This is a genomic window from Streptomyces aurantiacus, assembly GCF_027107535.1.
Classification (GTDB): Bacteria; Actinomycetota; Actinomycetes; order Streptomycetales; family Streptomycetaceae; genus Streptomyces.
In genome coordinates this window covers 5,685,456-5,709,258 of the sequence record NZ_CP114283.1, presented here as the reverse complement: position 1 = coordinate 5,709,258, position 23,803 = coordinate 5,685,456, and the positions used below count along the sequence as shown (strand labels likewise).

General features: G+C 71.1%; 22 protein-coding genes. 10 read left to right on the top strand and 12 right to left on the bottom strand.

The genetic code is table 11. The features are described 5' to 3' along the window. The first annotated feature begins 86 nt into the window (after positions 1-86). Both O1Q96_RS27555 and O1Q96_RS27550 read left to right on the top strand, forming a co-directional pair. On the top strand, positions 87-1,031 hold the full coding sequence (locus O1Q96_RS27555; protein ID WP_269250709.1) for a hypothetical protein: 945 nt from the start codon (positions 87-89) through the stop codon (positions 1,029-1,031). A 42-nt stretch (positions 1,032-1,073) separates the two neighbouring features. Further along, positions 1,074-1,547, top strand: coding sequence for a hypothetical protein (locus O1Q96_RS27550; protein WP_269250708.1), 474 nt, complete (start codon positions 1,074-1,076; stop codon positions 1,545-1,547). Positions 1,548-1,643: 96 nt separating this feature from the next. On the opposite strand, the gene O1Q96_RS27545 is transcribed toward O1Q96_RS27550, so the two are convergent. Further along, positions 1,644-2,423, bottom strand: coding sequence for a VOC family protein (locus O1Q96_RS27545; protein WP_269250707.1), 780 nt, complete (start codon positions 2,421-2,423; stop codon positions 1,644-1,646). Between the two features lie 153 nt (positions 2,424-2,576). Beyond that, positions 2,577-3,521: an expansin EXLX1 family cellulose-binding protein gene (locus O1Q96_RS27540; protein ID WP_419586959.1), complete on the bottom strand. Its 945-nt coding sequence runs from the start codon at positions 3,519-3,521 to the stop codon at positions 2,577-2,579. Positions 3,522-3,953: 432 nt separating this feature from the next. Between O1Q96_RS27540 and O1Q96_RS27535 the strand changes: the two genes are divergently transcribed. Both O1Q96_RS27535 and O1Q96_RS27530 read left to right on the top strand, forming a co-directional pair. Further along, positions 3,954-4,604 carry a uridine kinase family protein gene (locus O1Q96_RS27535; RefSeq protein ID WP_269250705.1) on the top strand — a complete coding sequence of 217 codons (651 nt, stop codon included), beginning with the start codon at positions 3,954-3,956 and terminating at the stop codon, positions 4,602-4,604. A gap of 249 nt (positions 4,605-4,853) precedes the next feature. Continuing rightward, positions 4,854-5,516: a DUF1707 SHOCT-like domain-containing protein gene (locus O1Q96_RS27530; RefSeq protein ID WP_269250704.1), complete on the top strand. Its 663-nt coding sequence runs from the start codon at positions 4,854-4,856 to the stop codon at positions 5,514-5,516. Between the two features lie 117 nt (positions 5,517-5,633). Here the strand turns inward: O1Q96_RS27530 and O1Q96_RS27525 are convergent, their stop codons facing one another. From O1Q96_RS27525 to O1Q96_RS27495, 7 genes are all read right to left on the bottom strand, one after another. Beyond that, entirely contained in the window at positions 5,634-6,557 is a 924-nt protein-coding gene (locus O1Q96_RS27525; RefSeq protein ID WP_269250703.1) for an RNA polymerase sigma-70 factor, read from the bottom strand. Positions 6,558-6,716: 159 nt separating this feature from the next. Further along, positions 6,717-7,190 (bottom strand): carboxymuconolactone decarboxylase family protein, encoded by a 474-nt coding sequence (locus O1Q96_RS27520; RefSeq protein ID WP_269250702.1) that lies wholly within the window; start codon positions 7,188-7,190, stop codon positions 6,717-6,719. A gap of 360 nt (positions 7,191-7,550) precedes the next feature. Continuing rightward, positions 7,551-7,979: a hypothetical protein gene (locus O1Q96_RS27515; RefSeq protein WP_269250701.1), complete on the bottom strand. Its 429-nt coding sequence runs from the start codon at positions 7,977-7,979 to the stop codon at positions 7,551-7,553. 162 nt (positions 7,980-8,141) lie between these two features. Continuing rightward, the gene (locus O1Q96_RS27510; RefSeq protein WP_269250700.1) at positions 8,142-9,167 is read right to left on the bottom strand and encodes a Rieske (2Fe-2S) protein; all 1,026 of its coding nucleotides are present in this window, start codon (positions 9,165-9,167) and stop codon (positions 8,142-8,144) included. After that, positions 9,164-10,204, bottom strand: a complete 1,041-nt coding sequence (locus O1Q96_RS27505; RefSeq protein ID WP_269250699.1) for a phytoene/squalene synthase family protein — start codon at positions 10,202-10,204, stop codon at positions 9,164-9,166. Before O1Q96_RS27505 ends, O1Q96_RS27510 begins: the two co-directional genes overlap by 4 nt. Next, entirely contained in the window at positions 10,204-11,745 is a 1,542-nt protein-coding gene (crtI, locus tag O1Q96_RS27500; RefSeq protein ID WP_269250698.1) for a phytoene desaturase family protein, read from the bottom strand. Before crtI ends, O1Q96_RS27505 begins: the two co-directional genes overlap by 1 nt. Beyond that, positions 11,742-13,079, bottom strand: coding sequence for a polyprenyl synthetase family protein (locus O1Q96_RS27495; protein ID WP_269250697.1), 1,338 nt, complete (start codon positions 13,077-13,079; stop codon positions 11,742-11,744). Before O1Q96_RS27495 ends, crtI begins: the two co-directional genes overlap by 4 nt. Positions 13,080-13,402: 323 nt before the next feature. On the opposite strand from O1Q96_RS27495, the gene O1Q96_RS27490 reads away from it, so the two are divergent. The 4 genes from O1Q96_RS27490 (at position 13,403) to O1Q96_RS27475 (ending at position 17,711) form a co-directional block, all read left to right on the top strand. Then, positions 13,403-14,023 (top strand): sigma-70 family RNA polymerase sigma factor, encoded by a 621-nt coding sequence (locus O1Q96_RS27490; RefSeq protein WP_269250696.1) that lies wholly within the window; start codon positions 13,403-13,405, stop codon positions 14,021-14,023. A 169-nt stretch (positions 14,024-14,192) separates the two neighbouring features. Beyond that, positions 14,193-15,386 (top strand): lycopene cyclase family protein, encoded by a 1,194-nt coding sequence (locus tag O1Q96_RS27485; protein WP_269250695.1) that lies wholly within the window; start codon positions 14,193-14,195, stop codon positions 15,384-15,386. Positions 15,387-15,429: 43 nt separating this feature from the next. Further along, positions 15,430-16,161 carry a class I SAM-dependent methyltransferase gene (locus tag O1Q96_RS27480; RefSeq protein WP_269250694.1) on the top strand — a complete coding sequence of 244 codons (732 nt, stop codon included), beginning with the start codon at positions 15,430-15,432 and terminating at the stop codon, positions 16,159-16,161. Next, the gene (locus O1Q96_RS27475) at positions 16,158-17,711 is read left to right on the top strand and encodes an FAD-dependent oxidoreductase (protein WP_269250693.1); all 1,554 of its coding nucleotides are present in this window, start codon (positions 16,158-16,160) and stop codon (positions 17,709-17,711) included. Before O1Q96_RS27480 ends, O1Q96_RS27475 begins: the two co-directional genes overlap by 4 nt. Before the next feature lie 10 nt (positions 17,712-17,721). Here the strand turns inward: O1Q96_RS27475 and O1Q96_RS27470 are convergent, their stop codons facing one another. Together O1Q96_RS27470 and O1Q96_RS27465 are read right to left on the bottom strand one after the other, a co-directional pair. Next, a complete protein-coding gene (locus tag O1Q96_RS27470) occupies positions 17,722-18,831 on the bottom strand; it encodes a beta propeller repeat protein (RefSeq protein WP_269250692.1) in 1,110 nt (369 codons plus the stop codon). Between the two features lie 2 nt (positions 18,832-18,833). Next, the gene (locus O1Q96_RS27465) at positions 18,834-19,883 is read right to left on the bottom strand and encodes a hypothetical protein (RefSeq protein ID WP_269250691.1); all 1,050 of its coding nucleotides are present in this window, start codon (positions 19,881-19,883) and stop codon (positions 18,834-18,836) included. Positions 19,884-20,104: 221 nt separating this feature from the next. Here O1Q96_RS27465 and O1Q96_RS27460 point away from each other — a divergent pair, with 221 nt between their 5' ends. Further along, on the top strand, positions 20,105-21,085 hold the full coding sequence (locus O1Q96_RS27460; protein ID WP_269250690.1) for a zinc-binding dehydrogenase: 981 nt from the start codon (positions 20,105-20,107) through the stop codon (positions 21,083-21,085). Between the two features lie 269 nt (positions 21,086-21,354). Further along, complete coding sequence (locus tag O1Q96_RS27455) at positions 21,355-22,674, top strand: cation:proton antiporter (RefSeq protein WP_269250689.1); 1,320 nt, start codon at positions 21,355-21,357, stop codon at positions 22,672-22,674. 396 nt (positions 22,675-23,070) lie between these two features. On the opposite strand, the gene O1Q96_RS27450 is transcribed toward O1Q96_RS27455, so the two are convergent. Further along, entirely contained in the window at positions 23,071-23,649 is a 579-nt protein-coding gene (locus tag O1Q96_RS27450) for a dihydrofolate reductase family protein (RefSeq protein WP_269250688.1), read from the bottom strand. Positions 23,650-23,803: the final 154 nt, after the last annotated feature.

The window sequence follows — 23,803 nt, the reverse complement described above, 5'->3', positions numbered from 1 at the left end:
ACCGTGTGGCGGCCCGGCACCCGCGCTGACAGCCTGACGGGGCATCACAGCGCGGGTCGGCACACCACGGGCCAGGGGGAACACCGTTGCGAGCAAGCGTCATCAGCATCGCCACCGTCACAGCGGCCGCACTGGCCGGGGCCATCGCCGTCGGCACGACGGTCGTGGGTCCGGCCGCCGACTCCGGCCGACCGGTGGCCGGGTCCTCGTCCGTCGGCCCGGCACGTGAACTGACCGACGCCGAACGAAGTCGTGTCGAGCAGGCTGAACAGCGGCTCATCAGACAGTGCATGACACAAGCCGGCTTCCGCTACTGGGTTCTCGCGCCGCTCAGCCCGCGGGAACTGCGCGCCTTTGCGCACCCGTTCGTGCTCAACGACGTCTCCTGGGCGCGCGAACACGGGTACGGCGGACTGATCCAGCGGAAGTTCTTCACTCTCAAGAAGCGCGACCCCAACCTCGCCTACCGCAACCGCCTGTCCCGTGCGGAACGCACCCGATACCTCACCGCCCTCAGCGGCGGCCCGGACACCCCGGTCCGCTCCGTTCGGCTGCCGGCCGGCGGCTCCATCCGCAGCGCGGTCGGCGGCTGCGAGCACGAGGCCCGCAAGAAGCTGTACGGCGACCCCGGGACCTACTTCCACGCCAACAAGATCGCCACCAACCTCACAGCGCTGTACGTGCCGAAGCTCGTACGCGACAAGCGCTTCACCACCGCGCTCGGGGTGTGGTCCGACTGCATGCGCCGCACCACCGGGCGTGCGTACGCCGACCCCGAAGCAGTACAGGCCGATCTGCCGAAGCGCACCGAAGGGCTGAGCGGCGCCGAGAAGCACGCCGCCGAGGTGGAACTGGCCGTGGCGGAGAGCACCTGTGCTCGGAGATCCGCACTGGCCAGGACGCTGGAGAAGCTGGACCGCGAGTACGGAGCCCCGGTGCGCAGGCGCTACTCCAAGGAGATCTCCACCAGCGCCCGGATGCAGTGGGCAGCTCTGGCGGCGGCCAACCGGAGCAGCTCGTCCTCGAACTGACCGACTGTCCATCCGTATCAATCGCACAATCAAGGAGAAGTCATGCGGAAGATTCGTGCTGCCCTGGCAGCGGTCGGACTGGCCGTCGCCCTTGGCACCGCACTCCCGGCCACGGCCCAGGCCGACTCGGCCGGCGCCCAGGGACCCAACTGCGACGCCCAGTACAACGCTCACCGGGAGGACGGCAACATGCGTGCCTACCTCCTCACCGACTGCAGCAGCCTGCTCGGCACGGCCTCGGGCAACGATGCCAACTGGGGTGACAACACCGGGCCCTTCACCTCCGCGGACGACAACTTCGCCTGGTCCGTGCTGAACACCGGTACGTACTCGGGCGGCGTCAACAACGTCCAGTTCTACGACCTCACGAACTCGCGAGGCGGCACGGGCTGTCTGGCGCGCGGGGAGCTGTACGTCGACGACCTGAGGGACAACACCTTCAGCAACGGGGTGCGCGCCTCGAACGCCATCAGCTCCCACCGCTGGACGTCCGGCTGCTCCAACCGCTGGACCTGATCGCACCCGCACCGACCCCGGCCCGCCGCATGGATGTGCGGTGGGCCGGGGTGTGCCACCGCCGACGCGGCGTCACCGCGTGACCTCGTCGGCGCTTCAGGATTCGGACACGCTGTCGGAGGCCGCCGGCTCCGGCGTCAGCCATTCCTCGAGGTGTTCGGCGTTGCGCAGTTCGCTCTCCACTCGCTGACGTTCCGACGCGGTGAGCTGGATCAGCGACAGCTCCCGGGTCCGCACATCGATCTCGTCCTGCTCGTCCAATGCGGTCGCGAGCTCGATGAGTGTCGCGAGCGCCAGCGCCCGGTCGACGGCCTGAGCCTTTGGCCCGTGCCTGCGCAGTGCCGATGTGACCGCCCGGAAAGCGGCACGGTCGTCGTTCTTGAACTCGCGGAAGACCCGGGCGTTGTCGAGAGCCTTCTCCAGGCCGTGCAGCTTCTTGGAGCCGCCGTACTCCAGCTCCGCGGGTTCGTCCCGCTGGATGAAGATCAGTGAGTTGCCGGACGGGTCGAGGAGGGTGAATCGGGTCTGCCCGGGGCGGAAACGCGTGATGCGTGGATACCCGGCCGCCAGCACCTTGCCGTAGGCGGTCCGCATGGCCTGGGTGAACGCGGCGTGGTACGGCGCGACCGTGTCGACCATGACCAGGCAGCCGCCACCGTCGTTCCGGCTCGGGTTGTATCCCTGGGGCGGTTTGCCGAAATGCACCTCGAAGCCGCTCCAGCGCAGAGCGAGGTAGAGGTACGGCTTCGTCTGCTGGTAAGTCACCTCGAAACCGAGGGCCTGGTAGAACTCCAGCGTCCCCTCCACCGTCGAGCACGGCAGCAGGGGCACCGTCGTCTCATTCGCGTACGTCGTCTCCGTCAAGGTTTCCGGCAACAGCTCTCCCACTGTTCTCAGGCTTCCGTGTGCCCGGTCCGCCTGCGCGTAGCGGTGCGATCGGACCTCGACCGTATGCCCCCGAACCCGCTCTAGTCAAAGTTTTCTAGTGGCGGGGGAGGGAGGCGGTGGGCGGCAGGGCGGGCGGCGGAGTCAGTGGCGTGCGAACTGGACGCGTGTGGGCTGCACGGCTTCCGCCCGCAGTGCGATCCCGTTGACGGTGAGTTGCTCTCCGTAGATGTCGGTGATCCTGATCGTGCCGCCACATCCACCGCCGTCGGCAGCGAGGAAGTAGTTGTAGTCGGTGCGCGTCAGCTGGCGCCAGCCGCTGCCGGTGCGGACCTCCAGGCGCGCGAGCGGATTGCGATGGCCGATCGCCTGTATGGCGCACCAGTAGGGGCTGGATCCGGTCTTGTAGCGGATGGAGATCGTGTCGGACGTGCTGGGGCTCAACAGGCTCCAGGTGATCGCGATCCTGCCGGTCGAGGGAGTGGCCAGTTTGGCGAAGGCCTGTTCGCTGAGGTCGAGTTGTCCGGGTGCGCAGGGCGACGGGCATTCGTTGGTGATCCGGACCGTGACGGAGGCGCCGTTGGCGGCGCGGACGAGCACGTGTGCGCCGCAGGCCTTGGACGTCTGGTAGTCGGTGGTGTTCATGGCCGCGATCATGAGGTCGTCGCTCGGGCCGTACGAGCAGGCGCCGTCGCCAGTCCCGGCGTCGTAGAGGGTGGCGACCCCTTGGTAGGTGACGTTCGGTCGTATCCGTCCGGCCAGGGATGTCGTGGCGGGAGTCGTCCGCGGGGAACTGGTGGCCGAAGCCCGCGCCTTCGGCTTGGCCGAGCCGGCCGTGGCGGTCGGAGACGACGCGGACGGGGATGCCTTGGGCGGCTTCTTGCTCGGGGGTGCCGGCGGGAGGGTCTTTTGGGAGCCGGCGACCGGGGTGGCCGTGGTGCGCTTGGTCTCGGCCTTGCGGTCGGGCTGCAGTGCCATGACCACGCAGACGAGAAGCCCCGTGGCCGCCAGCGCCGCGGCACCGCCCGTCATCAGCCTGCGTCTGCGCTTGTGACGCCGGGCTGCCTGCCTTGTTTCGTGCATGGTCATCCGTTCGGAAGAGCGTGTCGGTGTGGCGTTGCTCAGTGGTCGCCGGAGACGAGAAGGTTGCCGCCGATCTTCAGCAGAACTGAGCGACTTGGTCGAGGCTCTGGTTTTCCATGGCCACTGTCCTTGGTGTCGTCGGCGGGAACAAGGTGGTTCGTGCGGTTCGTGTGCTTCGTGGTACTGCTGGAAGGCTGTGGCCGGCGGGAGCGGGCAGGCGGCGGAGGCGATGCCTGGCGCTGCGTCGCCGACGGCAGTCGAGGCACCTGCGGGGCGGGTGCGGCCGACAGCGCGGCCGACGCGGGAGCCGGTGAATCGGACCGAGCTTTGTCGTCGGCACGGACGTAACCTTTCGGCCAGGAGATCGATACGTCCGGGCGACCGGTGAACCGTCCGGGCACCGGACCCCTTGTCCTTGCCTTCCGAGACGGGTTGTCGATGCGTTTACATCCAGGTGAGCCCGAGGCGGTCGGCTGGCGGGTGGTGACCGTCCTCGACGCCGTCCGACAGCTGTGCGCTGTCTCCCCCGACGTCAGTGGACGTCCGCGGGTGATCGCGATCGACGGGCGGGGTGGAGCCGGAAAGACGACCCTTGCCGAGCGGCTGGGCAAGGTGGTGCCCCACTCCGCCATCGTGCACACCGACGACATCGCCTGGAACCATGCCTGCTTCGACTGGGGCGCCGCACTCGTCGAGAACGTTCTGCAGCCCCTGCATCGGGGCGAGGCGGTGGACTTCCGCCCCGATGCCTGGATCGCCCACGACCGGCCCGGATCGATCACCGTCCCTGGCGGCGCCGACATCGTCTGGATCGAGGGCACCGGCGTCATCCGTGAAGAACTGGCCCCGTGGTGGGACGCCTCGGTGTGGATGCAGGGTGACCTTGCCGAGCAGGAGCGCTTGTTGACGGTACGCGACGGTGACCGCCCCGAGCAGCGGGAGCACGTGGCGAACTGGCTGCTGGAGGAACTGCCGTTCATGCTGCGAGAACAGCCGTGGGCCCGAGCCGACATGATCGTCGCCGGCCCTCCGCGGATCGACCACGACCCGGACTCCGAGTTGGTCGTGGCTCCGCCGACCAGGCCCTGACGGTGCGACCGTCAGGTGTGTCCCGACCGCGCTGAGGAGTCTCCGGGAAGGACGCGAACCGGCCCCGGGAGCGCGGTTGTTGTCGCGACCTGGCCTCGGCATGATGGATGCAGTACGCCGATGCTCGCCCCCGCTCATCACTTCTGCGAGGGAGCCTGGCCGGAATCCATGTCGCGATATGACGTTAGTCTTCTACTCGCGCCGCTGCCTGTGTGGCACGGAGACGTTCGAGAGGACCGGGACGGAAGCATGTCGGGAGAGATGTCGCCCACCGGGAAGCGCTCCGGCCCCGGCTCGGCCCCCGAGCTGCGAGCCTCGCACGCCGACCGGGACCGGGTGGTGGATGTGCTGCGTATCGCGGCGGGGGACGGCCTGCTCGACGCGGACGAGCTGGACGAGCGCCTGGAAGTTGCCCTGTCGGCGCGAACCCTGAGTGAACTGGCCCCGCTCACCGCTGACCTGCCGCCCGTTCCGGCTGCGGCCGGTGTGGCCGGAGCCGAGGTCAAGGACGTGGTGCGGATCGAGCAGATCCACAGCGGCGCGATCGAGCGTGTGGGGCGCTGGGTGGTACCGCGGAGGCTGGAGCTCGCCGTGACGTTCTGCGAGGTGACGCTGGACTTCACCGACGCAGTGATCACGCACGACACCTTGCGGATCGACGTGGGCATGACGGGGAAGACCCTGACGCTGATCACCAGGCCGGGCGTCGTGATCGATACCGATGGTCTGCAGTTGGCGCACTGCAGGATCAAGCACCGTCAAGGTCCGATGCATCCTGAAACGCCGGTCACTCTGCGAGTGGAGCTGGTAGGTCGGAAGCTGCATGGCCGAGTGGTGGTACGGCCCCCGCGCCGGACGTTCGGGCAGTGGCTGCTGCGCGGCGGTCCCACGTCCCGCTCGGCGGGCGCTTGACCGCGCGACGCGGTCCGCACCGGCGCCATCTCGAACTCGCCGGACGGGCGGACCGGCCCCCCGCGGCCGCTGACGCGAACTGCCTGCGGAGGAGCCGAACCACGCCCGTCCCGAGGGTCATTTCGTCTGCCGGCGAGCCCGCTTCACCTCGCGGTCGAGAGCCCAGGCGTCGGCGACCGGCCCGAGGTGGCCGAGCTTGTCGGGGTTGATCACCGAGCGGATGGTCCGGATCTGCCCGTCGAGCACATCGAGAGCCAGGATGTGCAGCACCTTGTCGTCCCGGTCACGGAATACCGCTCCGGGCTGGCCGTTGATCTCCCGCGGCTCGAAGGTCACGTCGACCTGGGCCATCCTGGGGAAGACGGAGGCGAGCAGCCGGGCCACGTTCTCGGCCCCGACGACGGCCCTGGCCAACTGCGGGGCCTTGCCGCCGCCGTCTCCGACCATCGACACGTCGGCGGCCAGCAGCTCCCGCAGGCCGACGACATCGCCTTCGCGGAGAGCGTCGAAGAAGCGTGCCGCCAGCTCCTGCCGTTCCTGGCGGTCCGCTTCGAACCGTGGCCGTCCGGCCCGCATGTGCCGCCGCGCCCGTACCAGCAGCTGCCGGCACGCCGCCTCCGACCGCCCCACCGCCGCGGCGACCTCGTCGAAGCCGAAGCCGAACACCTCCCGCAGTACGAACACCGACCGCTCCAGCGGGCTGAGCCGCTCCAGGAGCAACAGGGCCGCCATCGACACCGAGTCGGCCAGTTCCGCCGCACGTGCCGGATCCTGATAGGGGTCGGTGAGCAGCGGCTCGGGGAACCACGGCCCGACGTACTCCTCCCGCCTCACCCGTGCGGAGCGCAGTACGTCGATCGAGATCCGGGTGACCGTGGTCGACAGGAAGGCCTTGATGGATGTCGGGAGGGTCGCCGAGCCGTCGAAGCGCAACCAGGTCTCCTGCACCGCGTCCTCGGCCTCGGCCACGCTGCCCAGAATCCGGTAGGCGATCGAGAACAGCAGCGGCCGTAGCTCCTCGAACTCCTCGACCTTGCTCACGCCGACTCTCCCCTGTGGTTTCCCGTCCGGCCGTACGCGTCGGCGCGGGCATCGTCTCTTTTGGTGATCATCCGGTCCGTCGGCCGCGCAGAACAAGGCCACAAGGCCCGGGGGGCCCGACAACCGTGGCCGGGCTCACGCCGGTTGGGGGGCTGCCTTTCAGTGGATCTGCCCGGTCTCGTAGGCGCCGGCCGGCTGTCGGGTGATGATGTTCAGCCGGTTCGCCGTGTTCATGAAGGCCACCAGGATCACCAGGGCGGTGAGTTGCTCCTCGTCGTAGTGCTCGGTGGCACGCGCCCAGACCTCGTCGCCGACCCCGCCGGCCGCGTCCGCGACCCGGGTCCCCTGCTCGGCCAGCTCCAGCGCGACGCGTTCGGCCTCGGTGTAGACCGTGGCCTCCCGCCACGCCGCCACCAGGTTCAGCCGCACGGAGGTCTCCCCGGCAGCGGCGGCGTCCTTGGTGTGCATGTCGATGCACGCGGCGCAGCCGTTGATCTGGCTCACGCGCAGCGCCACCAGCTCCTGCGTCGCGGTCGGCAAAGGGGATTCCTTGAGTGCCTTGCCCGCCGCCATGAAGTGCTTGAAGGCCCTGCTGGGGTTCGGGCCGGCGAAGTAGTTCAGTCGCGCGTCCATCGTGTGCTCCTCGGTGGTCGTCGGTGGCTACACCTCTGAGACGAGGTGACCCGGCTCCCTGTGACACGGGGGCGTGTGACCCACGTCTCTCCGCCGGCGGGGTCGTTGGGAGATCCACGGACGAAACAGCTTCCCGGTCACAAGGGGCGCGGGCGATCGTCGAGCAAGGAGCGTCTGATGATCCGTTTCGCCTCGCAGCCTTCAACCGCGGGAAGTGGACCAGAATCGAGATGCCCGAACATGCAGACCGTTCGAGGTCATCCGGAGGTCACCCCATTCGGGCGGTCCGGGGCGGCGATTGCGAGTTCTGGCCTTGTCGGTGAAGGTGAGGGCGCGTGTGGCTGAAGAACAGGAACCCGTTCACTTCAGATAGCGGCGCGCGGCATCGAGGAATGCCCGCCGACTGGGGCTGATATGTGCCCACACCTTCTCGTCCTGTGGTGTTCCCGGGTCGTCGGGGCCCTCTCTGAACAGTTTCTGTACAGCGAACGCGACGCCCCGGGCAGCGCCGTTGACGTCGGAGCTGCACAGCATGTGGATCGTCTTCTGCTTCACCCACACTCTGTCGATGGCCTGCCGTTCCCGCGCATGCCACTGCTCGTCGGTCAGGTTGTGGTGATAGCGGTCCACGGCGACCCGTTCGGCCTCCTGAACCGCGGACAGGAATTCGACGAGGTGGGCGAGGCGTTCCTCCCGGCGCGCCGTCCGGTTCGAGGCGCGTCCTATGGAGTGCTGAGCCACCAACGACATGAGTCCGCCGAGTACAACGCCGATGAGCGGCGAGAGCATTGTCCACACAGCGGACAACTTTGGCACCGGCAGCTTTTGCTTCTCCGGCCTATCCGATATCTCAAGGTGATGACTTTCGGTACGACGACAGCCACTTTCTCAATGGACGCGCCTGCGCCCTCGGTGGGCGCCGTCACCCGTTTCCACGAGCGTCGTGCTGGTTCAGCCGGGGAAGCGCCCCGTCGAGCGCAACTGCCAGCGCCGCTCCGCGTACGCGAGGTCGTCGCGCCACAGGCGGGCGGCCGCGGCCCTCATGAGAGGCCGCAGCACCGGCGCCATCCTGCGGGCCACGGTGAACCCGGGACGGTCCGACGCCGCCACGACGGCCTCCACCACCGTGGTCCGGGGCCTGCCCCGTTCGTCGGGGCCGAGCGGAGTCGCGTGGGTCTCGACCACCGACCCCTGCCCCTCGCCCTCCGTGATGTGCATGACGACCGTGCGCGGCTCGGGCGCGGTGAACACCGCCCGAACCGGCACGACGAGTCGTCCGGCGAGCTTGAAGGAGACGTCGACGGCAAAGCCGTCCAGGTCCGTGGCCGCGCACTCCGTGCCCGCCGCGGGCGTGTCGACGACGGTCAGGTCGACGAAGGAGTACGGATGGAACCACGCCCCGTGCCACGGGTCCAGGCGGTTGGCGACGATGTCCTCCGGCTCGCAACGGCCGACGCCCTCGTAGACGGCCGACACCGCTCCCGCCGGGGCGGGCCTGACCGGTACCACCGGTGCCTCCAGGGGGTGTTCGCCGCCCACGTCGTCCAGGCGCACCCACACGAGGACGCCGTCGTCGTGCGCGGGCAGGGGCTCCCAGCCCGCGAACGCGTCGCCCCGCAGGGCGAGTCCGTGCCAGTGGCAGACGAGGGCGCCGCAACGCACCGGACTGTCCCGGAGCGGGGCGCCCAGATGAGGGCAGATGCCGGGCCCGGCGACCAGCCGGTTCGAGGCGTCGCGCCAGACGACCACTTCCTGTCCGTCGACCGTCCGGGCCAGGGGCCGGTCGTCACGGATGTCCTCGGTGGCGCCTACGACGTACCAGTTGCCGGACGGGCGCGCCTGGGCGCGCTTCAGGGCCTGGGCGATCACCGCGGGGCGGGCCTCACGCCAGGTGGGACGCTGCCGCTCCCACGCCAACGGGTTCTTGCGCAGCGACAGCGGAAATCGTCCGCGTCGAGCGGAACGGTCGGGACTCACGTGATCTCCTCGTGCAGTGGTACCGCGCCGGGCAGGGCCCCGGACGCCGCAGGCCTCGGGACGGGCAGCTCCCGCGAGTCCGGTGACGCCGCCCGGCGAACCGCACGCCCGACCACCTGGGCGGCCACCAGACGCACCAGCCCGTCGACCGCCACCGCGGCACGCCGTCGGCGGGGGACCACTGCGCGGCGGTGGAGCACCCCGTACCCGTCGTCGGCGACAGCGTCCAGGATGCCGCCGTACAGCACGAAGGCCGTGCGGATGCAGGGGCGCGTCACCGGATCGAGCATCGCGATCCCCGGTGCGGCCTCGCGGTAGACGCCGCGGGTGAGGTCCTCGACGGCTTTCAGCGCGTCGGTGATCCTCCGGTCCCGGAGGCCGGTGCGGCGGCTCCAGCACAGCAGCTCCCGGTCGACGCCGTGGGCGCGCAGCAGGTCGGCGGGCAGGTAGACCCGTCCCCGGTCGAGGTCCTCGCCCACGTCACGCAGGAAGTTGGTCAACTGGAAGGCCACGCCCAGGGCGGCCGCGTGCGGGGCCGCCTCCTCGCGGGGGACCACGGTTCCCAGGATCGGCAGCATCTGGAGCCCGATGACCGCCGCGGAACCGTGCATGTACGCACGCAGGTCGTCGTAGGTCGGATAGTCGGTGATCTCCAGGTCGCTGCGCATGGACGCCATGAAGTCGCTGAAGTACTGGTGGTCGATGGCGTACCGCCGGGCCGTGTCGGCCAGTGCGAGCACCACCGGCTCGGGACTGTCACCGTCTCTGAGTCCCTGCGCCAGGCGTGTGTGGAGGCGGTCGAGGTCCGCGGCGCGGCGCCGGGGCGCGATGCCCGGGTCCATGGAGTCGACGATGTCGTCCGCCCAGCGGGCGAAACCGTAGAGGGCGTGGACGGCGGGACGCCGATGGACGGGCAGCAGCCGGGTGGCGAGGAAGTAGGTCCTGCCGTGCCGGGCGTTGAGCCGGCGGCATTGTGTGTAGGCGTCGCGCAGTGCCGGGTCGGTGATGCCCGCCGCGTCGAGTTCACGGACGGTCATCAGTGCGTTCCTTCCGGGGTGGTCGGCGCGGTGCGCCTGCGGTGTGGACCGGGGGCCGCGTGCAGCCCGGTGATCCGGGCCGCGGCGAGCTTGCCGGAGAGCAGGACGGTCGGGACGCCGACGCCCGGTGTGGTGCCGCAGCCCGCGAGTACCGCGTTGTCGGTGCCGCGGACGAGGTTGCGCGGCCGGAAAGGTCCGGTCTGGGCGAAGGTGTGGGCGGCCGAGAAAGGCGTTCCTGCCGCGTGCCCCTGGGCCTGCCAGTCGGCCGGCGTGACGAGTGTCTGCTCCTCGATGGCGTCGGTGATGCCTTCGAATCCGCGCCGCTCCAGCACCCGCAGGACACTGTCGCGGTAGCGCGGTGCGAGATCGGCCCAGGCGGTGGTGTCGGGTCCGATGTCGGTGTTCGGGCACGGCGCGAGGACGTAGTGGAGGTGGCGGCCGGGCGGCGCGAGCGTGGGATCGGTGGCGGTGGGACGGGTGATGAGCAGTGAGGGGTCGCTCATCAGACGGCCGGTGCGGGTGAGTTCGTCGAAGGTGCGGTGCCACGGTGCCCCGAAGGACAGCGTGTGGTGAGCGAGGCGGGGCCAGGTCCGGTCGGTACCGGCGTGCAGGACGACGGCCGACGGTGCGTGCCTGATCCGCAGGGGGCGGCGGGGCGTGTGACCGAGAAGGCCGTAGGCGACCGGCAGGTCAGGGGTGAGGACCACGGCGTCGCACGGAATGCGCTCCTGATCGGTGACGACGGCGGTGACGCGGGAGCCGGAGCGCTCCAGCCGCAGGACGTCCTGTCCGAAGCGCAGGTCCGCTCCCGCGTCCGCGGCGGCGTCCGCCATGGCCTGCGGCAGGGCGTGCATGCCGCCGCGGGGGAAGTACACGCCGGCGACGGTGTCCATGTAGGCGATCACGGCGTACGCGGCGAGGGCCCGGCTCGGCGGGACTCCGGCGTACAGCGACTGGAAGGAGAAGACGCGGCGCAGGCGTTCGTCGCGCAGGTGACGGCCGATCCCCGCGTCCAGGCGCCCGAACCCGCCGAGTGCGGCGAGCCGTGCCAGGTCCGGTGTCAGCAGCTGGAACGGCGAGTCGAAGTTGGTGTCGATGAAGTGCCGCATCTGCGTCCGGTACAGCTGCTCCAGCCAGTGGCGCAGCCGCCGGTATCCCGCGGCCTCCTCGGCGCCGGCGAAGCGCTCGACTTCCGCCTCCATGGCCTCCGCACCGGTGTGTACGTCGATGCTGCTGCCGTCGGCGAACAGGGCCCGGTAGGCCGGGTGGAGGGGGATGAGGTCGACGCGGTCGTGGAGACTCTCGCCGACCGCGGCGAAGGCTTCGTCGGCCAGGTGGGGCATGGTCAGCACGGTGGGGCCGGTGTCGATGCGGTAGCCGGCGCGGTCCAGGCGTCCGGCGCGGCCTCCGGGCAGGGTGTCGCGCTCCACGAGGGTGACCCGACGGCCCGCCCCCAGCAGGTGCAGGGTGGCCGCCAGGCCGGAGAGCCCGGCGCCGACCACCACGACGTGGTCCGTGGGTCCGGGGACGCTTCTGGTCATCGGACGGACCTCTCTGCGCCGGCGGCGAGCAGGAGCGGGACGGGCGTGTCGTCCTGCATGCCGCGTGGTGTGGGTGCGGGCCTGGGCCGAGTGGATGGTCCCGCCGTGGCCTGCAGCAGTTCCCGTAGCCGCAGTCGGCCCTCCGGCTCGAGCGGGGCGGACCGCAGGTGGCGCATGCCCTGGGCGACCAGCCGCTGGGTCCTCGCCTCGACGATGTCACGAGCGCCGGTGTCGACCAGTACGTCACGGACCTCGTCGAGGCGGCTCTCGGACAGGTCGGCGCGGCCGAGGGCCTGCCGCAGCACGGCCAGGCCGTGCCGGTTCCCGGTCGCCTCGGCGCGGGCCTGCGCCAGGGCGACGAGGTAGGTGGGCTTGCCCGCCCGGATGTCGCCGCCCGTGGGTTTGCCGGTGTGCCGGGGGTCGCCGAAGACGTCGTCGAGGTCGTCACGGAGCTGGAAGGCGATGCCGACGCGGCGGCCCGCCGAGCACAGCGCCTCGGTGCGCGCGGGATCCGCTCCGGCGAGGGCGGCTCCGAGCGCCAGCGGGCGCTCCACGGAGTAGAGGGCGCTCTTGAGGCAGGCGGCACGGAGCGCGCGGGCCAGGGAGCGGGACGAGGTGGCCTGGCCGTGGATGTCCAGGTACTGCCCGGCCACCATCTCGGTCCGCATGGCGCTCCACAGGGCGCGTACGGTGGCCGGCGCCGTGTCGATGGTCGCGACGATGTCGTCCGCCCAGGCCAGGGCCAGGTCCCCGGCGAGGATCGCGGCGGCTTCGCCGAAGCGCGGGCCGAGTGAGGGCGCAACGGTGTCGGCGTACTGGGCGGCGACGTCCGCGTGCAGGGCGAGCCGTCCCCGGCGCATCCGCGAGCCGTCCATCACGTCGTCGTGGACCAGGGCGCAGGTCTGGATCAGTTCCAGGGCGGAGCCGACGCGGAGGGCGGCTTCCGCCTCGCTCGGGCCGCCGCCGCAGGCACGCAGCGCCCACCACACGAAACGGGCACGCGTGCGCTTGCCGCCGTTGAGGGTGAAGCGCGCGACGCGTTCGGCGAGGTCCCGGCCGAACGTCGGGTCCAGGGCGGTGGCACGCTCCGCCCGCTCGGCCAGATGCTCTTCGAGGACACGCCCCACGGCCGCGGAGACGTCACTGTCGATGGTGTGCAGATCGTCCACGTCCAGCGGGAACCGCGGCGGCGGATCGCCCGCTGTCGCGTGCCCGGAGTCGGGGTGGCCGCCCCGCAGGCGCGCGAGGTCGTCCGCGCGGGCACGCGGGGGCTCGGGATGAGGGCCGGGCGCCGTCCCGGACACGGCGTGATCCTTGGCCTTGCTGGAGCGCATCCCGGTTCCTCTCGTCGCGTTCGCTTGGGTGTCTGACTGAAACGCTTTCCGTGGCAGAGGCCTCCGCGGATGCGCCGGACGGGCGAGAAAGTGCGCCCGGTTTCCACCGTTGGGCCGGTCGGGCGAGGGCACACCACCGCGCACCGCGGAAAGTGATGCAGAGACGATGCGAGTTGAGGCGCGGGTGGGATTTCTCGCAGGGTGATGGAGCCGAGGCCCTCCGAGACCGATATCCGGCACGCCGGGGGTAGACGACTCCGGCCGAACCACTTCCGCCCCCGCGACACGGAACGGCCATCGCGCCCGCACGAGGAGCAGACACCATGGCTGCACGACAGGTCACAGAGCAGACCCGCGACAGCGTCCCGTTGTGGGCTCCGGCGGAGGAGCCCCTGGCCGACGAGGAACTCGCCGCGAGTTTCGCCGCCGGTGACGAGGCCGGTCTGGCCGCGGCCTACCAGCGGTGGGGCACTCTGGTGCACACACTGGCGCGGCGTTCCCTCGGGGACGTCCGCGAGGCGGAGGACGTCACACAGACGGTGTTCCTCGCCGCCTGGCGGGGCCGCGCCGGATTCGCCCCGGAGCGCGGCGCCCTGGGCGCGTGGCTCGTCGGGATCACCCGCCGGAAGATCGTCGACGCCCTGTCCGCGCGCACACGGCGGGCGGAACTCGTGGTGGCGGCCGGGGCGCGGATGTCCGTCGGGCCCGTCGACGGTGACACCCCGGCCGCCGTGCTCGACCGGGTCGTGGTGGGCCATGAACTCGCCAAGCTGCCCGCCGCCCAGCGCCGCGTACTCACCCTCGCCTTCTACGACGACCTGACCCAGACACAGATCGCCGAAGTCACCGGATGGCCGCTGGGCACGGTCAAGAGCCACGCCAGGCGCGGACTCCACCGGCTGGGGCGCCGCCTCGAGGACGACGGTCTTCAACGGGCATGCTGAGGCGGGCTGCACCGGGCATGCTGAGGCAGGCGAGCCGACCTGATCCGCGCGCTGCCGACGACAACCCGGCCGGCCCTGCATCCGCGCGGCCCTCGCGGAGTGAAGGACCTTCGACAGGCCACCGGCTGCGCGCGCACCTCCGGTGGAACGCGCAGGGAGGGAGCGGTTCGTGCTGGACGCCGAGGTGGCCATCGTGGGCGCGGGAGCCGCGGGACTGTCCCTCGCCCACCGTCTCGCCCACCCCGCTTCCGGATCCCGGAGTGTGACCGCCGTCCTGGTGGACGCCCCACCCGGTCCGCTCCGCCCGCCGAGCCGGACGTGGTGCTTCTGGGAGCAGGGCCCCGGCCCGTACGACGAGGCCCTTACCGCCACGTGGCGGCAGCTCCGGGTCCACACCCCCGACGGCCGTGTGGCCGCGGACGACATCACGCCCCTCACCTACAAAATGCTGCGCTCCGACGACTTCGAGCGCCTCGTCGCCCGCGATCTGGCGCGCAGCGACGACGTCCGTCGACTTGAGGCGACCGTCGAGACCGTGGACGGCATCGCCGACGGAGCCGAGATCCGCGGCCGCACCCGCCAGGGCCGCCCGCTGACGGTGCGCGCCCGCTGGGTCTTCGACTCCAGACCGCTCGGCAGCCTCCCGGCGGCCCGCACCACTTTGCTGCAGCACTTCCACGGCTGGTTCGTCCGGACCGACCGGCCGGTGTTCGATCCCGGCACGGTGGAGCTCATGGACTTCCGGGTCCCGCAGCCGCCGCACGGACTCGCCTTCGGCTACGTCCTGCCCACCGGCCGCCACGAAGCACTCGTGGAGTACACCGAGTTCTCCGGCGCCGTACTGCCCCGCGAGGCCTATGACACCGCCCTGCGCCGCTACGCCGAGGACGTGCTGCGCCTCGGCCACTTCGAGGTCACCTCGACCGAGACCGGCGTGATTCCCATGACCGACGCGCGCTTCGCCCGCCGGTCGGCGCCGTCGGTCTTCCGCATCGGCGCCGCGGGAGGCGCCACCCGGCCGTCCACGGGCTACACCTTCTCCGGCGTGCAACGCCAGACGCGAGCCGTCGCGGACGCCTTGCGCGGGGGCCGCCACCCCATGCCTCCGCCCGCCCACTCGGCGCGCTCGCGTGCGATGGACGCGGTGATGCTGCGGGCCCTGGACGGCGGCCGGGTGGACGGGGCCGCGTTCTTCGCGCGGCTTTTCTCCCAGGTTCCGATGGAACGACTACTCCGCTTCCTCGACGGCACGACCCGCCTCCACGAAGACCTGTCCCTCGGCGTCCACACACCCGTACTGCCCATGCTCCGCTCCGCGGCGGAGTTGTCCTGGCTTCCCCGCCGGCCCTTTCCCGGACCCTGACCCGGCACGAAGGAGACCTGTGCAACCCGACCGAGGAGACCGCATGCCCCTGCTGCGCGACGAGGGCCTGGCCGCCGCGTTCGACCACGCCTCTCGCAGCTACGACACACTGGTTGCCGCCAACCCCGGATACCACGCCCACCTGCGCCGTTCGGCGCGCCGCCTGGGCCTGTCCCACAGCCGTGGCGCCCTTCGTGTACTGGACCTCGGATGCGGCACCGGGGCCTCGACGGCCGCGCTGGCCACGGTTCTTCCCGACGCCGAGATCACCGCCGTGGACGCCTCCGCCGGAATGCTGGAGCGCGCCGCCGGCAAACCGTGGCGCGACGGTGTGACCTTCGTGCAGGCTCCCGCCGAACGCCTGGCGGAGGCAGGCGTGCGGGGACCGTTCGACGCGGTGTTCGCGGCGTACCTCTTCCGTAACGTCGCCGATCCCGACGCCGTGCTCAACGCCGTACGCGAGGCGCTGGCGCCACGGGGACGACTGGCCGTGCACGAGTACACCCTCAGCGGCCGGGCCGCCCACCGCGCGGTGTGGACGGGCGTGTGCCGGGGCCTGGTCCTGCCCGTCGCCACCGCCCTCGGCGACGGCACCCTCTATCGCCACCTGTGGCGCAGCGTCGTGGAGTTCGACACGGCAGGCGACTTCGCCGCCCGGGTTCGTTCCGCCGGATTCCAGGACGTACGGGCGCTGCCCCTGCCGGGTTGGCAGACCGGCATCACGCACACGATCGTCGCCCGCCGACCGGGCACGGCCGGGGAGACGGGGCGATGACCGCGCCCCGGCGGCCGGACGCCGCCCGACGAGGCAGGGACCGGCGGGCCCGCACGATTCTTCCCGCGTCGGGCGCACCCCGCTTCACCGGCGACCGGCCCCCGACGACCGCAGTCGTCGGCGGCGGCATCGCGGGGCTGGCGGCGGCAACGGCCCTGGCCGAACGAGGCGTGCGGGTCACGCTGTACGAACGTGAACCCACCCTCGGCGGACGCCTGGCCGGGTGGCGGACCACCCTTTCCGACGGCAGCGCCGCGACGATGAGCCGCGGCTTCCACGCCTTCTTCCGGCAGTACTACAACCTGCGCGGACTTCTGCGGCGTACCGACCCGCGGCTCGACCGCCTGCGTGGGCTGCCCGACTACCCGCTGTGGCACAGCGGCGGTCTGCGCGACAGCTTCCGGCACGTACCGCGCACACCGCCGTGGAGCGCGCTCGGCTTCGTCGCCCTGAGCCCCACCTTCGGGCTGCGGGATCTCCTGCGCATGAACCCGGTCGCCGCACTGCCTCTCCTCGACGTCCGCGTTCCGGACGTCTACACGCAGCTCGACGGCATCAGCGCCCACGACTTCCTGGAGTCGATCCGCTTCCCCGAAGCCGCGCACCATCTCGCGTTCGAGGTGTTCTCGCGCAGCTTCTTCGCCGATCCCCGCCAACTGTCCGCGGCGGAGATGGTGCTGATGTTCCACATCTACTTCCTGGGCTCCGCGGAAGGGCTGCTCTTCGACGTGCCTTCCGAGCCCTTCCCCACCGCCCTGTGGGACCCCCTCGCCGACTACCTGGGTGGCCATGGCGTCGACCTGCGCACCGACACCCCCGTCCAGACGGTCGAACCCACCTCCGACGGCGGCTTCCTCGTCGCCGCCGATGCGCGGGAACAGCACTACGACACGGCGGTACTCGCCCTGGACTCGGCCGGGTTGAGTTCCCTTGTCGCGCGCTCCCCGCGCCTGGCCGACAGAGCGTGGCGCGAGCGAATCGCCCGGCTGCGTGGTGCGCCGCAGTTCCTCGTGTCGCGTCTGTGGCTGGACCGCCCCGTCGCGGCCGACCGCCCCGGATTCCTGGGCACCAGCGGCTACGGGACCCTCGACAACGTCAGTGTGCTGGAGCGTTTCGAGGGCGAAGCGAGGCGCTGGGCCTCGCGCACCGGTGGATCAGTCGTGGAACTGCACGCCTACGCCCTGCCCGATCATGCGGTCCCCGACGTCGAGCAGAAGCACCTCGTCGAGCAACTGCACCAGGCCTATCCGGAGACCCGTGCGGCGACGGTGGTCGACGAACGCCACGAGTGGCGGGCCGACTGCCCGCTGTTCCCGGTCGGCGGATACGGCGACCGGCCGACCGTACGCACCCCTGACCCCGGGCTGGTGGTGGCCGGTGACCTGGTCCGCACGGGGCTGCCGGTGGCCCTCATGGAGCGCGCGGCCACGAGCGGCTTCCTCGCGGCCAACGCGTTGCTGGCGCGCTGGGGAGTCAGAGGGCAGACCTTGTGGACGGTGCCCGACCGCGGACGCAGCGCGGCGCTGCGGGGGCTCGTGCGCCTCGGCTGATGTCCTGCTGTCAGCCGAAGCGCAGGATGCGCGGGGCGAAGGCACCCTCGGGACCGTCGGCGCGGCCGACCGACCACACCGCCTCCGAGCCCGGCACCGGCGCCAGCCGCAGCACCGAGGAGTTGCCCTCCCCGGGCACCGCCGGTTCACTGTGCTCGGTGAACGACTGTCCGTTCCAGGCAAGGAAGTCCGGCCCGGGGACGAACGGCGGATTGCTGCCCGGCGGGCCCCACTTCTGCGAGCGGGTCACCGAGACCCAGGCCAGCGTGCCGGACGCGGAGGGCGTCAGTGAGGTGACCGAGCCGAAGTCGGTGGGCAGGGTGACCCTGTTCCACGCCTGCCCGTCCCAGCGGACCAGCAGTGGCGGAATCGGCCGGCCCACCGGGCCGCCGACGAACCCTTCCGTGCCACCCGCCCACACCTCCGTCGGCGAGACCGCCAGCACACTGCCCACGGCCGACCGTGGGAACCCGTGCACGATCGTCTGCTGCCATGTCTGCCCGTTCCAGTGCGACACGGCCGCACCGGAGTTGGTGGCGCCCGCGGCCCAGACGTCGTCGGCCGCCAGAATGTGCAGGCCGTACACGGCTCCCGGCGGCACCGGCACGTCCTGCCAGCCGCGGCCGTTCCAACGCAGCAGCGCCTGCGCGCCGTCCCTCGAACCGATCAGCCAGGTCTCACCGCCGCCGGCGACGACCTTGGTCAGCACGACACCGCGCGGCGGCCGGTTCTCCGACCAGGTGGTGCCGTTGAAGCGGAGCAGGTGGGCGCCGCCCGCCGAGTCGCGGCCGACGGCCCAGGCCGAGGTCGGTGAGGCCGCGGCGATGGACAGCAACTCGCCCTGCCAGCCGGCCCCGGGCAGACTCTGGCGCTGCCACGCGGTTCCGTCCCAGCGCAGCATCAGCGGAAAGCCCGGCGCCTCACGGCCGACGGCGTCGGCGCCCACCGCCCACGCCCGGTCCGGCCCGAACGCCACCGCCTCGTTCAGCCCGGCCTGCGGGCGTACCTGCGCCGGGACCGGAACATGCTGCCAGGACGGGTTCTCCGCCGCGGCCGACGCCAGGATGGTCATGATCGTCATGGCGACAGCGAGAGCCACGACGAAAAGTCTGCGTGCCATGGTCAGCCTCCCAGCCGCTCGCTCATCAGGTTTGGTTTCGACCCGTAGATCTCGACGGTCCCGAAGGACAGCAGTGAGAGTCCGGCCTTCGCCAGTGCACGTGGTTTGACGTCGATCGCGTTCGTGCGCACCGGGCCGTACGAGAACGTGGTGCGGGAGCCGTTCACCCGTGCGTACTTCGACTGGAACGCGCGGTCGCTGCGCACCGGCAGCCACAGCGCGCCGTCCGGGCCACGCACCATGGCCTCGGTATGGGTGTCGCCCAGCGGCGGATGGGTCGTGCGCCAGGTGTTTCCGGTCCGGGTCATGAGGTAGGTGCGGGGCACGCCGTCGATGTACTGACTGCCGCCGATCGTGACCCGGCCGGACTGTTCGAGCAGGATCGTGTGCATGTTGCTGTTCGGCGGCAGCGCGACGTTCGCGTCCCGCCACCGCGTGCCGTCCCAGCGCAGGACGGTCGTCCCGGTGCTGGTGTCCGCCCAGGCCCAGGCGTCGGTGGCAGTTCGCGCGGTGATCCCCATCACGAAGTGCACACCGTCGGGCATGGACTGTGTGGTCCAGTCCGACCCGTCGTAGTGCAGCACCTTCAGCCCGGTGTCGTCCTCACCGACCACCCACGCGGCACCCGGCACGGCGGCGAAGTCCTGTTTGGTCCACAGGTTCTGCGGCAGTGGGAGGGCATTCCACCCTCCCGCCGACCGGCGCAGGACCTGTCCCACTCCCACGCGGTCCTGGAAGATCCACACCTCCTCGCCGACGAACTGCACCTTGCCGAGCCAGCCCAGCTCGTCGGCGCCGGGGAAGGTCGTGTCCCGGTGCCACGCCGTGCCGTCCCACCGGTACAGCATCGGCCGCAGCCCGTCGGAGGCGTGCTCGTACCCGGTGGCCCACGCCTCGCCCGGGCCGCGGGCGGCGAGATCGGACACGGTCACCGGCGGGGCCGCCGCCGGCACGGGCAGTGCCGACCAGCTCGGCGTCACAGCCGCGGCCGGCGACACCAACGTGGCACACGCGATCACAAGACAGACAACAACCGCACGGAGACCGTTCACGAGACCCCCTAGAGCGCGAAGGTCGCACAGGCTATTGCGTACACCCACCCGTGAACAGACAGCATTCGGCCGAACACGGCGGGTGTGCCTCCTGCCGGGGGACAGCCGGCCGACGCCTACCCATCCGCCGGGAGGTGCTCGGCGCGAGCGCGGCTTGACCTCAAGTGAAGTAGAGGTCGCACAGTGGGCGTGCCACTGCCGATCTACCGGAAGGAACGGCCATGCGCGCCGTCGTGCTGCACGAGTTCGGACCTGCTGAGAACCTCCGCCATGAGACGGTGCCCGATCCCGTACCGGGGCCGGGCGAGGTCCGCGTCCTCGTACGGGCAGCGGGAGTCCATCAGATCGAGACGGCGATGCGGGAAGGGCTGGACATCGGTCCGCCGCTTCCCCGGCTTCCGGCCATCTTCGGGGGAGAGGTGGCCGGCGTCGTCGAGTCGGTCGGGCCCGATGTGGACGAAGCCTGGATCGGCGCCGACGTGGTGACCTCACACGGCAGTCCGGGTGGCTATGCCGAACTCGCCGTCGCCGAGGTGCCGTCCCTGCACCGGATGCCGCCCGGACTGGGGTACGAGGCCGCCGTCACCATGGTCGTCACCGGCACGACCACCATCGGCCTGCTCGACATAGCGCAACTCACCTCCGGTGACGTGGTCCTGGTCACCTCCGCGGCCGGAGGCATCGGCCGTCTGGTCGTCCAGTTCGCCCGCCGCCTCGGCGCCACGGTCATCGGCGCGGCAGGCGGACCGGCCAAGACGGCGGCCGTGCGAGAGCTGGGAGCCGACGTCGCTGTCGACTACAACCTGCCGGACTGGACCGACACCGTCCGTGAGGCCCTCGGCGGGCGCGGCGTCACGGTCGTTCTGGACGGTGTCGAGGGGGAGAAGGGGCGGGCCGCCTTCGGGCTGCTGGCCGAGGGAGGGCGCTATGTCACCATCGGTGCGGCCTCGCGGGAGGAGTTCCGCCCCGATGAGACGGAACTGAAGGAGCGCGGCGTGCACTTCACCGACGCCCTGGCCCTGCTGTTGCAGAGCCAGGCCGCGGCTGCGAACGAGGCCCGCGCGCTCGCAGCGGCCGCCGACGGAGGTCTGGTGCCCGCCTTCCAGACCTTCCCCCTGTCGCAGGCCGCCGCGGCGCACGCCGCCCTGGAGGCAAGGGAGACAACGGGCAAGGTCATCCTGGTCCCCGACGCCCGAGGGTGAGACACGGCCGGCGTCGGTCCGGCCGAAGCAGCGGACCACGAGGAGGCCTGGCAAACTGACATCGCCCGCCGGTCCATGGCGCCGACGCCGGTGAGCTGCCTGGCTCGCGATGACGTCGGTCTCGTAGTGCTGGCCGCTCAAGTACGGGGTACGCGGAGGGGGCCAAGGTCACGTTGGTTGCTTGCGGTGCGATCTGCAGCGAAAGGTGGCCGCTGTCCCGTGCGGCACGCGCGCGGGGCCACTGAGGGCGGAAGGACAGGCACAGCGCTGTGACGATCGGCGACGCGGTGTTCGCATGGTTGGGAGTGGGAGCACTACTCGCGGCGGTGCTGCCCCGAGTGGTCGCCGGGCGGCCACTGTCGCTGCCGCTGGTGTTCCTGGTGGGTGGCGTCGGTGTGTACCTGCTGCCGCTGCCTCTGCCCGTGATCGATCCGGTGGACGACCGGCTGCTGACAGAGCACGTCACCGAGATCGGCGTGATCATCGCGCTGATGGGCGCCGGCCTTGCGCTCAACCGGCCCGTCGGCCTGCGCCGATGGGCTACGACCTGGCGATTGCTGGGCGTCACGATGCTGGTGAGCGTCGTGGCCACCGCCCTTGTGGCGTGGTGGGTCCTGGACTGGCCTCCGGCCGCCGCGCTCCTGCTGGCCGCCGTCCTCGCGCCGACCGATCCGGTCCTCGCTTCGGAGGTGCGGGTGGGGGAGCCCACCGAGGACGAGCACGACGAGGACGAGGTGCGTTTCGCCCTCACCAGCGAGGCGGGCCTCAACGACGGGCTCGCCTTCCCGCTGACGTACGGAGCTGTCGCGCTGGCCGCTGCCGCGGGCAGCGGCTGGTCGGCAGACTGGCTCGGCACCTGGGCGGTGGAGGACGTCGCCTTCAAGTGCACCGTGGGCGTGTTGGGCGGGTTGCTGGTCGGCCGGCTGCTGGGCTGGCTGTTCTTCCGCCCCCGGTCGTCGGCACTGCGGCTGTCCGAACACCGGGAGGGCTTCGTCGCGCTGGGCGCCACGTTCCTGTCGTACGGGGTGACCGAGCTGGTGGGGGGCTACGGCTTCCTCGCCGTGTTCACCACCGCGTGCGCGATCCGCTCGGCCGAGCGCGCCCACGGCTTCCACAACATCCTGCACGACTTCGTGGAGCAGATCGAGCGCTTGTTCACCGCGGCGTTGCTGTTCCTGCTGGGCGCCTTCATCGCGCTGGGCGGCCTCTCCGAGCTGACCTGGCAGGGCGCCGTCACCGCGCTGGTGCTGCTGCTGGTGGTCCGGCCGCTGGCGGGGTGGGCCGGGCTGCTCGGGGGCCGTCTGCGCGGCGCGGAACGCTGGGTCGTCGCGTGCTACGGCATCCGAGGCATCGGTTCCTTGTACTACCTCGCCTACGCCCTGGGACAGCACGACTTCCCGGTACCGGACCGCGAGCTCTGGGCAGTGGTGACGTTCACGGTGCTGGCCTCGGTGGTGCTGCACGGCGTCACGGCGGGTCCGGTAGTGACCTGGCTCGACCGATTGCGGGCCGGAACGCCCCCGAAACAAGAGAGCACCGACGACGAAAGGGGAGAAGCAGGTGGCACCGGGCGCAGCCCGGCCACGTGATCGTGGCACCGCCGCCAAGGGGAGGGGTGCCCGCCCTGGCCCGGCCCCGCAGCCGAGGACTGGACCGCGAAACCGGCTCGCGGGACCGGACTGCCTCGAACGCCTTCCGTCGCCGCAGCGACGCAGACAACGCCGAGTTCGACGGCCTGTGCGACCAGGGGCGCTTCTACAGCACCGATCGGGTCACCGTGGATCGCAACGCGGTGTTCGACTGCATCGCGTCCGCCCTACCGCCAGCGCCTGGGCATGCCCTGACGGACCGACGAGCACGGTACGGCGGCCGTGACCGCCGTGACCGCCGGCCGTGACCGCCGGCCGTGACCGCCGTGACCGCCGTGACCGCCGGCCGACCGTACGAGCGGCCCGCGGGCGAAGCGCGGCGACGGTGGCCAGGGCTCAGGCATGCAGGGTGGGCCGGTAGACGAGCTCCTGGGTGCGGCCGTCGAGTGTCCGATGCTCGATCAGCTCGAGGTCGAAGTCGGCGGCACCCTGGAAGATCGGGTCCAGCCCGGTCTGACCGGTGATCACCGGGAAGAGCGTCACCTGGACACGGTCCACCAGACCGGCGGCCATCAGCGCCCGGTTCATCGACAGGCTGCCGTGCGAGCGCAACGGCACCTCGGACTCCTCCTTGAGCCGGGCCACGACATCGACGGCGTCGCCGCTCACGAGGGTCGCGTCCGACCAGTCGAGAGGTCCTTCCAGCGTGGTCGACACCACCGTGGCCGGCAGGCTCGTCATCCGGGTGACCCATGGATCACGCACGTCGGACTCCTCGGTGCTCAAGGCCAGCATCCGTGTGAACGCCCGGTACGTGTTGGCCCCGAAGACCATCCGCTGGTCCTCGCCGTACTGGGACAGGCGGTGGTCGAGCAGTTCGGGCCCTTGTTTGCCCCAGTAGCCGGTCCAGTCGCCACTCGCGGCTCCGAAGCCGTCGAGGCTGGAAAAGACATCGAACGTGTAGGTGGCGGTCATGACGCTCTCCTCGTTGCGGTTGCCCGGTTGTGTGAATGCAGACTGCGCACCACGACGAAACTCATCGCGCCCGGACTCCGGACGTGACCAGATTCCGGGCCGTGGTCGCGAGTGACCTGGGGGTTCCGTCCGGCCCGGCTGTCCTGTAGGGGAG